Source organism: Methanobrevibacter cuticularis (assembly GCF_001639285.1).
GTDB lineage: Archaea > Methanobacteriota > Methanobacteria > Methanobacteriales > Methanobacteriaceae > Methanobaculum > Methanobaculum cuticulare.
In genome coordinates, this window is sequence record NZ_LWMW01000097.1 from 1 (window position 1) to 12,400 (window position 12,400).

The window sequence follows — 12,400 nt, forward strand, 5'->3', positions numbered from 1 at the left end:
AATTATAATCTTCACCATTTAAAGTACCATTAATGATAAAATCAGGTAAATTCTCAACACCAGTATTATCAAGAGTAGTATTCAATACTAACAGATAAAATCTAAGCTTATCACCAAAATGAACATCGTCTAAACTACTAGAGTTAGTAATATTCAAAATATAATGATTAATAGTATCAATACCCACAATTTTACCAGTTATATCGTTAGCTCCCCACCAATTAAGATTCGCATCTATACCACTAGTCATAGTTGGAATACTCAAACCAGTACCAGCTAAAACACGATTATAATTGACAGTAACATTATCCACAGAACTAAGACCAGTACCAAAAACAATACCAATACCACCAGTTCCTAAAGTTCCAGCAAAAATATTATTACCAGAAACAAAAATATCACTCAAATCAGCAGAATTAAGATTAACAAACCCAATACCAATACCAGTAGCATTAGTAGCATTAATAGTATTATTCACTACAGACAAACCACTAAAATCAGCATTATTACAGATAACATACATACCATAAGACACACCCCTAATATTGTTATTAGTGAACCTAATAGTATTGTTGCTGGTGTATGTCTCCAGAACAACACCGGATACAGATGTTCCTGTGATGTTGTTGTTGGTGATGGTTATGTTGTTGTTGCTGGTGTATGCATTCAGAACAACACCGTAGTTTGATGTTCCTGTGATGTTGTTGTTGGTGATGGTTATGTTGTTGTTGCTGGTTTCTGCACGAATATAAACACCGTATGTTCCTGTGATGTTGTTGTTGGTGATGGTTATGGTGTGGTTACTATTGTTGTATGCATTCAGAGAAACACCGTGTCCGGATGCTCCTGTGATGTTGTTGTTGGTGATGGTTATGGTGTGGTTACTATTGTTGTATGCATCCATAACAACACCGTATCCGGATGCTCCTGTGATGTTGTTGTTGGTGATGGTTATGGTGTGGTTACTATTGTTGTATGCATCCAGAGCAACACCGTGTCCGGATGCTCCTGTGATGTTGTTGTTGGTGATGGTTATGTTGTTGTTACTATTGTTGTATGCACGAAGAGAAACACCGTATGTTCCTGTGATGTTGTTGTTGGTGATGGTTATGGTGTTGTTACTATTGGTATATGCATCTATAATAACACCCTGTGATGATGTTCCTGTGATGTTGTTGTTTTCGAAAATTAGAGTATTATTACAAGATGTAACATTGAAACGCACGCCCATCGAGTTAGTTGTACCGTTACCTAAGATATTGTTACCTTTAACTGTAATTTTAACAACTGAGCCATCTGTGGCGTTTACATATACAACACCATACGTAGTGTTGTTTACATTAGAAATTATAGTATTATTTTCCAATAATACACCAGTTAAAGAGTTACCAGATAAATGGATACTTCTATCGATTGTACTTATATTACATCCAATAACTGATAAATTACTTGTATTTGAATTAATTGCTGTGTTATATCCGCTCATATTCAAATTAACTATCTTTACATTCGGTGCTGTGATATTAAATAGTGTACCAGTATTGGGACCTTTTATGTTCACTTGGCCGTTTGAGGATATGTTAACGCTTCTTGAAACATTTAAACCAGTAATAGTGTTATAATCTCCTGCATCAAAAACAACCTCATTATCAGTCGCGGTTGTATTACTGAGAAAATCTTGAATCTCATCATTACTAGAAGAACTATTAAAGTTTGCAGCACTAACACCAGATAAAAGTGCAAAAAAGCACAAAAAAACAAAACTTACAAGCACTAAGTTCTTTAAACGAGTTCCACTAGTAAAAGAGCTATTCGTTTCAAACTTATCAGCTATTGTATTTTTATTTTTCATTATCATATTTTTTTCACCTCCAAAATGAAAATTATTCTTTTTTAAAATTTTGATTAATGGATTATGAAACATAGAAATTATAGACCTATATGTCAAATAACTATCATAAAAGACAACGCTCAGATTAATTATAGATGATTATATTATTATTACCAGAACTATGACCATTTTTTTATCTATCAAAAACCCATTAATCAGAGAAAAATTCCAAAAAAAAGAAATTTAGTTAATCAATATAATACTAATAGAACATTTCTCTCATCAATAAGCCCCAAAAAAATAATAAAACGATATACATAATTAATTCACCAATTATCATCATCATGTAATTATACTTCAATACTAAACATTACACCAATATATATATATATATATATATACCATTCAAATCATGAATAGCTATTCTAACTTACATAAATATTATATAAATAATTAATACTATATATAATTAACCATTATAAAAATACGAACTATTTATAATAAAAATAATTGACTATTATAAAAATACGAACTATTTATAATAAAAACCTAATAAAAAATAGTATCTATACAATAATATCAAAATCAAAATAACAAATTATAATAACATACCAATAATATATAATATCCATATATAAAAAATAAAAATAAATAAAATTTAAAACAATAGCTATCAACAATAAAATATAAAAATTATAATAATAATTCAATCAAAAGAACAGATAACAAAAAAACAGCAAAACAAACCTATTAACCAAAATACAAGTAATCAACTAAAAAAAATAAAGAAACTAAACTCAAAAACACTTGTCATGAAATATATCACCACACAAAAACATCCAATACAAAAATCCAAACATGATTTCTACAAAGCCGAAATTTTAAAGAAAATTTTCTTAAATTGACAGCATTGGAGTCGTCCTCTTTTTTAAATAAATCTTTTATATTTTTTCTCATTATATAATAGCTATTTTAAAGTCATTTTGTTTTTTTACATTAATAAAAATATTCTAATATTTTTAAGAAGTATATATTTGAAGAAATTATTAAGGAGTATTTTTTAACAAATATTGAGAAATACATATTTAAAGAAATATTTAATTATTATAAAAAAATAAATAATACTTATATTTTATTAATCTTAGAAGAATAGATCTAAATTTCTATTAATTTTTATTATTAATTATTAAAATATAATTTTGGTAAATCATTAAATGATAATTATTTTTACTATTAATTATGTCATATTAGGGTGTTTAAATGAGTGAAAACATTGATAAAATCATCAACGAATTACATATCTATGAAAAAAAGCTATTAAAATCAGTGGAAACTAATGAAAACAAAAATCCTGAAGAAATAGCTAAGGAAGCAAGGATGGATGTTAAATCAGTTATGAGTGCGGCTGGATCTTTGGCTTCTAAAAAAATCATTCAGGTTAATAAAATTGTGGATGATACAGTTAGTTTAACTAAAGATGGAGAAAGATATGCTAAGGGAGGTCTTCCAGAGAGAAAAGTTCTATCTGCACTTTTTACTCAAAAAAAAATCCCTATGAAAGATTTAGCTATTAAATCAGGAATCGATAATAAAGATACTAAAATAGCTATTGGATGGCTAGTTAGAAAAAAATGGGCTAAAATTGATAAAGGAACTATAAATCTCACTGAATTTGGAGAAAAATCTGTAAATAAAGAAGGAAATGATGAGAAGCTATTAGAACTTTTATTACAGAAGGGTAGAATAAAAACAAATGATTTAGATGATGATTTACTAAAGGGGTTAGATAACTTAACTAATAGAAAGAATTTAATTGAAATTAACAATAAAACACTACATAAATTTAAAATTCTAGATAATGGCCTAGCTATTCTTGAAAAAGGCTTTGATATTAAAGAAGAAGTTACTCAACTTACATCTAAGCAATTGAAGGATGGTAGTTGGAAAAATCTAAAATATCGACCTTATGATATAAATGCTGAATACCCAGAATTTTTCCCAGGGAAAGGACACCCATTAAGAAAAATAATTGAAGAAGTTAGGGAAGTATTTTTAAACTTAGGATTTACAGAATCCAATGGTCCTATATTAGAATCTGCTTTTTGGAATTTTGATTCTCTTTTCCAACCACAGGATCATGCTGCTCGTGAAATGCAGGATACTTTTTATATTAAGAATCCAAATAATTCCAATCTTCCTGAAAAAGATTTAGTTGAAAAAATAGCTAATACTCATGAAAATGGAGGAAATACCAATTCTGAAGGGTGGAATTATAAGTGGAGTGAAGAAATTGCGAAACAGTCAGTTCTTAGGACTCATACCACTGGAATTTCAACAAGATTTTTAAAGGATAATAAACCTCCGCTAAAGATGTTTTCGGTGGGTAGAGTATTCCGCCGTGAAACTATAACATATAAACATTTGCCTGAATTTCATCAAGTTGAAGGTATTGTAGCTGCTGAAGATATCAATTATCAAAATCTTCTTGGAGTTTTGAAAGAATTTTATAAAAAATTAGGATTTGAAGTAAGATTTAGACCTGCTTATTTCCCATATACTTATCTTTCAACTGAATGTGAAGTATATTTGGAAGAAAAAGAAAGTTGGATAGAACTTGGAGGTTCTGGGATGTTTAGACCTGAGGTATTGGAACCATTAGGAGTGAATGTCCCGGTTTTAGCTTTTGGTCTTGGAATTGAAAGATTAGCTATGATTCGTTATGATATCAGTGATATAAGAATGTTGTATAAAAGCGATATCAAATGGTTAAGGGATATACCTATTTCTAATGGTATAAAATTGGATTAAACATTTATACATTATATTAATGGAATATGAAACATTTTAATGATATAAATGTAGATTAAATATATGTGTTTGATTTGTTTGGTTGTTTTATTGGATATATGTGTTTGATTTGATTGGATGTATATGTGTTTGATTTGATTGGGTGTATATGTGTTTGATTTGATTGGATGTATATGTGTTTGATTTGTTTGGTTGTTTTATTGGACAATATTAGGTTTATTTGTTCTATTAGACATTTGAGTAGTATAAATTGATTGGATATTGAATAAAGATTGAGTAGGCAATAGAATCATCCAATTAGTTTATAATATTCTCCATCTTTTTTATTTATATGTTTTAATATATTTTTATTTTCAAGAGACAATATTATATGATACATTCTAAAATTACTTAATTTTAAATCTCCATAGAGAAGATGTCCTTCTAAAATATATTTTGAAACAATGTTGTTCTCATCCACTAAATTTTTTATTACTTCAAGGGAATTTTGTTCTTTAACATCGAGTTCTGCCCTTATGACTTCTTTCCTAGAATCAACAGCAGTTATTTCTTTTTCAAAATTACCTAATTTCACTCTTTTGTTATCATATTTTATAAGATTTTTATCAGCTAACTCATTTAAGATTTCTTTTAATTCATGCTCATAGATTCCAAGTTCCATTTTAATAATGTTTTCAGGAATTCCTTCATCATATTCTAAATTGAATATTTTTATTTGATTAAAGACAATTTCTTCTTTTTTGGTAATTGTTATCATTATTTTCCCTATTTTAGTGATTAGTAGTTATTTTTTCATTCTTTTGGAATCAGGAGGTTTGCAGCTACTAACCTACAGATATCTGTTTTTGTAATTACTCCTTTAGGTTTTCCAGCATCCATAGCTAAAAGACCAGAAACATCAGCTCTTAGCATTAAATTAGCAGCATTTTTTAGTTCTTCATTTGCATTTATAGTTACAATATCTTCAGTCATTATATTAGTTACTGTTTGGTTGTTATTATTTTTATCAACATCACTCAATTGATTTAATACGCCGATTAAATCACTATAAGTAATAACTCCTTTAGGAGATCCTTCGTTTCCTATTACAAACAGCCTTCTAACTCCATTTTTATACATTTTTTCAAAAGCTTCTATAGGGCTTGTATCTTCAGTTATTGATATGATTTCTTGATTCATAACATCTTTGATTTTCATAATTTCACTTTCCATTTATTACCTTCTGTACATATCTTCCTTCTGTACATATCTTTTTAATTTAGCTATTATTTCTTTTAAGATATATTAACTTGAAACTTATTGTAATTCTTATATAATATCTATATAATGTAGTAATATATCTAATTTTTCATCTTTAATTTTTCATCTTTTAAATTTATTATACATAATTTCACTAATCAATTTTTTATCAATCTAATTTACACCAGTCTAACTCAGCAATCAATTTCTCAGTCTAATAATAAATAATAGGTATTGAATCTAATTGATTTAATTTTTTAGAGACTATTATTCTATTCTAGGATTAATACTTTTTATTAATGATACAACAATTGTGATAAAAAATTTATCTAATTTTGGTAAAATAGTTTCTATAAACATTAATGGGAACAACATTTAAATAGTATTAATTCAGTATAAATAAATATTATGTTGAATACAATATTCTAGAATATTAGTTATATTGAGTTTTAGATATAATTTTTAATTATGAATTTAAATTTAAATTTTATTTGAAAATTAGATATTTTCTTGGTGATATTTGTAAGTTGTTTGAAAATTAGATATTTTCTTGGTGATATTTGTAAGTTGTTTGAAAATTAGATATTTTCTTGGTGATATTTGTAAGTTGTTTGAAAATTAGATTATTTCGTGGTAATGTTTGTAAGTTGTTTGAAAATTAGATATTTCTTGGTAATATTTGTAAGTTATTTGAAAATTAGATATTCATAATAATATTTATATAATATAAAGTACTACCATAAATGGGGTGAAAAATATTACATTTAAATTTATTACATGAAATTAAAATTTTTAATTGAACATTGAAATTTAATAATGATAATTTTTTGTATTTAAATGATTTTAAAATCCGAATAAAAAAAAGTTTAATAAAAAACTAGTTTTTATTATAAATATTTGATAAATTTTAAATTAAAAATCATAACTATTTTAAATATTATCTTAATTAAATATTCTTTTTATTAAAATTTAATTTTTGTGTGTTTTAATGTTATTATATATTTTCAAAAGGTCCCACAATTATAAAGAAGGTTTAAAAATATGATGAGAATAAGTATGTCTCTACCAACAAAGTTGTTAGCAGATTTTGATAGAGTTTTAAAAGATAGAGGATATCAATCCAGATCAAAAGGAATCCGTGATGCTTTGAAAGATTACATCGTCCGTTATCAATGGATGAATGAAATGGAAGGAGCAAGAATCGGTATCATAACTGTAATCTACGATCACCATTACAATGGAGTAATGGAAAATTTAGCAAATATTCAACATGAGTATAGAAAAGAGATCAATGCAAGTATGCACATACACATGACTTCTAAATATTGTATGGAAGTTATTGTGGTCAATGGTGATGTTAGTGGAATAAGGGAACTAACTGAAAAAATGATGCGACTTAAAGGTGTTGATCATGTTAAACTCACCAGTACTGCTAATGGAGAAGCTTTTGATCCAGATCAAGACTAATAATCTAAATTAATTGTCTAAATACATTTAATTAAGGAAATACATTTTAAAATCCATGTTTTATTCATAGGATTTTTATTCATATTAACTTTAGTATTTTTTCATTTTTCATAGCTTATTGAAACTATCATTTTTTCCAACTTGGTTTCATTTTTATAGCTATTGAAAATATTTTTCCCATTTTTTCTTATTTTTAAATTTATATTTAAATTAATATACTTTATAAAAATCTTATTTTTATTAAATATTTTTATTAAATAATTATTTATTATAGTTCTGCAAAAGTACAATTATATTCATATAATTCAATTAAAAGATTTTTTAATTAATTAATTTATCTAATTTTATTATATTTAAGATGTATTTTAAAGGTGTTTAAATTATGCAGCTACGAAAATGGACCTATATTAGCCCTTATCATTCTAATTTAATAAAAGATACTAATAGGCTAGCTGTTTTTCACGAAGGAATAAAAGATTATTATTATAATATTAAAAAGGAAAATCTTGGGTATACCAAAAATCAAAATAAGAAATCAAAATCATATTCAAAAAAGTTAGATAATATAGTATATGATCTTGGTACAGGAAGCGGTATTTTAGCGTATTTTGCATCTAAATATTTTAAATCAGTGATAGCTATTGATAAAGATTCTAAAATAATTGAATGTGCAAAAAAATCTTTTGTTGACATAAAAAATATAACTTTCATATCTCAAGATGCTTTAAAATATGAATTTAAGAAAAAAGCTGATTTAGTAATATGTGAAATGTTGGATACAGCTTTAATCGAGGAAGAAGAGGTTTTAGTTTTAAATCGCTTGCAAGATTACATTAAAGAAGATGGAAAAGTAATTCCTCAGGGAATAATAAACATAGCTGAACCAGTTCATATGGAAAATGATAAAATTCATTATGAAGATGTAGAACATGGTTCTAATTTTGATAAAGATGATAATGATTGTGATGATGTAGAACATGGTTCTAATTTTGATAAATATGTTAATGATTTTGATAATATAAAATATAAACTTGATGATAATAAAAATGATAATTATCATGTTCTAGGGAAATCTGTTGAATTTAGCTCATTTGATTTTTTAGATTACATCAATCCAAATTTCAAAACTGTAATTAATTTTAAAATAGATAATTTTTCAGAGAAAAATGAGAATAAATATGAAAAATTCATAAATGGAATTAAAATTACTACTTTTACAAAGATTAATGAAGATATCATTTGTGGCCCCACTCCTATGTTGAATCCTCCTTTATTTATTCCATTAGAAACACATAAAAATATGGAATTAATTAATAAAGATGAAATTTCAATTGAGCTTCAATATATAATGGGTGGAGGATTAGAAACAATTAAAGCTAAAATAATATAAATAAGTTGATATAGAGTATTAATATTAAAAATTAGACTATTGATCTTATCATATTTGAATATGTATTTGTATTAATTAAGAAGAAATAATTAAATTATTATGTTTATTAGAAATAATTAAATTATTATGTTTATTAGAAATAATTAAATTATTATGTTTGTTAGAAATAATTAAATTATTATGTTTGTTAGAAATAATTAAATTATTATATAGAATTTGGTGATAAAATTTCATTGAAATTAGAATTAAAAAAGTTCTTAAAGGATTATGAAAAATTAGTTATTTTTGGAATTGGAAATTCATTAAAGGGGGATGATGGGTTAGGATCTTATTTTGTTAATATTCTTAAAAATAATCTAAAATTAAAATTAGATGCTGAAAAAAATGAGAATGATGAAAGCATTATTCTTATTGATGCTGGTTTGGCTCCTGAAAATTTCACAGGGGAAATAAAAAGAGAAAATCCTAGTCATATATTGATTATTGATGCAGCTCTAATGGATCTAGCTCCAGGAACAATAAAAGTTATAGAAAAAGAAGAAATAGCTGATGTAAATATCTCTACTCATTCAATGTCTTTATCATATTTAATAAAATATTTAGAAATATATCATACATTCCATATATTATTCATAGGAATTCAACCTTTAAGTATGGAATTGGGAGAAGAATTATCTCCTAAAATCCTAGAGAGTGTAAATTATCTAAAAAATCTTGTTGTTTCAGAGTTGTGTTAGCTTGTTTATTAGTTTAGTGATATTATGAAGATTTTATTCATTGGAGCGAGATTATTTGATGATGTTGCTTTTTATCTAGAGGAAAAAGGCATCGAAAGTATAGTAACTGAATCAAATCCAAACTCTCCTAATCTAGAACTTGCAGACAAGTCATATATAGTTCCTAGAGGAATGCAAAAGCCTATTGAAATAGCTATTAAAGAAAAAGTTGATGGTGTTATTTCACTTATTGGAATAGATGATCCTTTAATGGATGTAGCTATTGCAAAGGAAAAATTGGAAGCGGAACATGGGATTCCGTTAATAGCTTCAAATACTCAAGCAATAGCTATTAGTTGTGATAAACTTAGAACAAAGGAATTTTTTAAAGAGATTGGTGTAGAAACTTCAAAATTCATGATTGCCAATAGTTCCAAGGATATTATTGATTCTAATCTATTCAGCTCTAATCCTGTTGATTGTAATCTATTGGATTCTAATCTTGTTGATTCTAATCTTGTTGATCATGATTCTGTTGATCATGATTCTGTTGATCATGATTCTGTTGATTATGATTCTGTTGATTCTAATCTTGTTGATTCTGATTCTGTTTTTGTTTTAAAACAAAGAGCTGGTCAAGGTGGAAGAGATATATCTATAGTAACTAACTTAGAAGAAATGGATGAGTATTTTTTTAATTTTGATTCTGCAATTTGTGAAGAATTTATAGAAGGTTCTGAGATATCTATAGAAGTTTTGTGTTTTAACAATGAATATTTACCTCTTGTTCCAGTTTATAAAGGCGAAACAACTCTTGAAGGCACCCATCCATTAAATAAAACTCGGTCTAGTCCTTGTGAAATTAATGGATTAAATATTGAAAATGTAAGGAAAGTAGCCTATAAAATAGCTAAAGCTCTTAAAGGAGAAGGCACTATAGACATTGATTTTATTTTTTCAAAAAAAGATAAAAAATTATATGCACTAGAGATTAATACTCGTCCAAGTGGAACTCGTTATTTAACTGCAGCTGCATCTGGAATTCATCCATTGACTAAACTTGTGGATATGGTCACTGGAGAATTCAATGTTAATTCTGTTGAAAATAAAATGAATAGCTATTTTGCATTAGAATTGCCTATTGGTAATTATAAAGGACCTAACAATAGCGAACCTCTAAAAAAGTTTACTAAAAATTCTTGGGTTTGTCATGGTCCTCTTAATTATGAAAGAATTACTATCAGTGGAGAAACAAAAGAAAAAATTGAAGAAATATCTAATGAAATATTAGGCAATGATTTTAATAAAAATCGTCAAGGTTAGGCAATACAATAATCTTAATAAAAAGATAGATTAGTACTAGTTTTAATAATCAAAATATAAATTAAATATAATTAAAGTAGTTACACAATAATTTTAATAAAAAGATCTAGATTAAACAATAATTTTAATAATAATCAAAAGTAATTAATATATAATGAAAAAATAAATGAGTAATAATTTTAATAATCATTAGTTTAAATACTAGCTATTAAAACTACTATATTGTTGGTTATCTTATTAATAATATCATCAATAACAATAATATATTAGAATTATTAATAAGAATCAAATCTTTAAGAACAAGTGATAAAATGAATCATGTTGATATAATAATATTATTTTTAATAACTTTCATTTCCTCAACAGCTTTCATATATTATATAAGAAAGATATTAATCGGAGCAGGTATTTCAGACAGTCCTATTGTTACTGAACACAGACATAAAACGGGTACTCCTACAATGGGAGGTATAGGATTCTTATTTTCAATATTATTCATTAGTTCGATTTATTTTCAAAATCTCTATATTCTTATAACTTCTTTAATCATGCTAACTGCAGGAATAGCTGGTTTTTTAGATGATTTAATGGGATTTAAAGTTAAAGAAATTCAAAAACTTGTTAAAAATATAAGTGGTAAGGATTTAATCATAGGCCAATTAACATTATCTCCTAATGAGGAAGCAAGAGCCGCTACTGAAAAAGCAAAAGCTGATGTGGATCAATTAATATCTGATGGAAAATTAGAGATAGTAACTGAAGTTCCAATAAAAAATGAAATGGGGGAATTTGAAAAAATTATTGGTCAATTGGTCATTGGGATATTTTTAGTAGTTACTGGCACTATAACGACTCTTGGTGGATTTTCCCTTGGTTTGTTAGCTATTCCTATTATAATAATAGCTATTATTGGAGCAATCAATGCTGTTAATTTAATTGATGGTATGGATGGATTATCTTCAGGTATTGTAGCTATTGCCTCAATAGCTTGTGGTGTTTTCGCATTTATCAATGGTAATATAGAAGCTATCATGCCATTTGCACTCTTATCTGCTATTTCTTTAGCATTTTTAATATTCAATAGATTTCCCGCGTCAATTTTTATGGGAGACACAGGTTCCTTTGCATTAGGTGCAGGATTTGCTACTGCTGTTTTAATAACAGATATTCCTTACTTCGGAGTTTTAGCATTATCAGTTCCTATTGTTTCAGTTATAATTAGTTTAGCACATAGGGCAAAAATCATTAGATTACCTGTTGAGCCATTACACCATACTTTACATCATAAAGGAATCCATGAGAAGAAAATAGTTCTTAGCTATTGGCTATTAACTGGTATTGTTTGTGTAGTAGGTTTATTAATTGATTATTCTTTATTTTTATAGAAAAATTCTATATTATTTAGAAGAAATAAATTAATAAGTAAATTCTAATATTACTTAAAACATATATATTAATAAGTAAATTTTAACATATACTTTTTATATTAGTATTTACATAATTTAATCTATATTATAATCTTACTCAATTTTATAATCTTAACTACAATGTTATATTTATATTAAAACTTTATAATGATATTGAAATAAGATTTAGGGATGTTATTGTATGTTTCTCAAAATAGAA

Annotated in this window: 9 protein-coding genes; 6 read left to right on the top strand and 3 right to left on the bottom strand. The window is 26.1% G+C overall.

Features of this window, described 5'->3' with window-relative positions; all coding sequences use genetic code 11:
• The coding region (locus MBCUT_RS04875) for a right-handed parallel beta-helix repeat-containing protein (RefSeq protein WP_169805397.1) at positions 1-1,858 on the bottom strand (1,858 nt) is incomplete at its 3' end.
• A 1,233-nt stretch (positions 1,859-3,091) separates the two neighbouring features.
• On the opposite strand from MBCUT_RS04875, the gene pheS reads away from it, so the two are divergent.
• Complete coding sequence (gene pheS / locus MBCUT_RS04880; RefSeq protein ID WP_067259552.1) at positions 3,092-4,639, top strand: phenylalanine--tRNA ligase subunit alpha; 1,548 nt, start codon at positions 3,092-3,094, stop codon at positions 4,637-4,639.
• A gap of 289 nt (positions 4,640-4,928) precedes the next feature.
• Here the strand turns inward: pheS and MBCUT_RS04885 are convergent, their stop codons facing one another.
• Both MBCUT_RS04885 and MBCUT_RS04890 read right to left on the bottom strand, forming a co-directional pair.
• A complete protein-coding gene (locus MBCUT_RS04885; protein WP_067259554.1) occupies positions 4,929-5,396 on the bottom strand; it encodes a hypothetical protein in 468 nt (155 codons plus the stop codon).
• 35 nt (positions 5,397-5,431) lie between these two features.
• Positions 5,432-5,851, bottom strand: a complete 420-nt coding sequence (locus tag MBCUT_RS04890; RefSeq protein WP_245634942.1) for a CBS domain-containing protein — start codon at positions 5,849-5,851, stop codon at positions 5,432-5,434.
• A 1,068-nt stretch (positions 5,852-6,919) separates the two neighbouring features.
• On the opposite strand from MBCUT_RS04890, the gene nikR reads away from it, so the two are divergent.
• The 5 genes from nikR to MBCUT_RS04920 all read left to right on the top strand — a co-directional run bounded on the left by nikR (position 6,920) and on the right by MBCUT_RS04920 (position 12,159).
• Positions 6,920-7,345, top strand: a complete 426-nt coding sequence (gene nikR / locus MBCUT_RS04895; RefSeq protein WP_067259556.1) for a nickel-responsive transcriptional regulator NikR — start codon at positions 6,920-6,922, stop codon at positions 7,343-7,345.
• A gap of 382 nt (positions 7,346-7,727) precedes the next feature.
• Positions 7,728-8,735, top strand: a complete 1,008-nt coding sequence (locus MBCUT_RS04905) for a methyltransferase domain-containing protein (protein ID WP_067259561.1) — start codon at positions 7,728-7,730, stop codon at positions 8,733-8,735.
• A 233-nt stretch (positions 8,736-8,968) separates the two neighbouring features.
• Complete coding sequence (hycI, locus tag MBCUT_RS04910; protein WP_245634943.1) at positions 8,969-9,472, top strand: hydrogenase maturation peptidase HycI; 504 nt, start codon at positions 8,969-8,971, stop codon at positions 9,470-9,472.
• 24 nt (positions 9,473-9,496) lie between these two features.
• Positions 9,497-10,774, top strand: coding sequence for an ATP-grasp domain-containing protein (locus MBCUT_RS04915; protein WP_067259565.1), 1,278 nt, complete (start codon positions 9,497-9,499; stop codon positions 10,772-10,774).
• A gap of 311 nt (positions 10,775-11,085) precedes the next feature.
• Positions 11,086-12,159, top strand: a complete 1,074-nt coding sequence (locus MBCUT_RS04920) for a hypothetical protein (RefSeq protein ID WP_067259567.1) — start codon at positions 11,086-11,088, stop codon at positions 12,157-12,159.
• Positions 12,160-12,400: the final 241 nt, after the last annotated feature.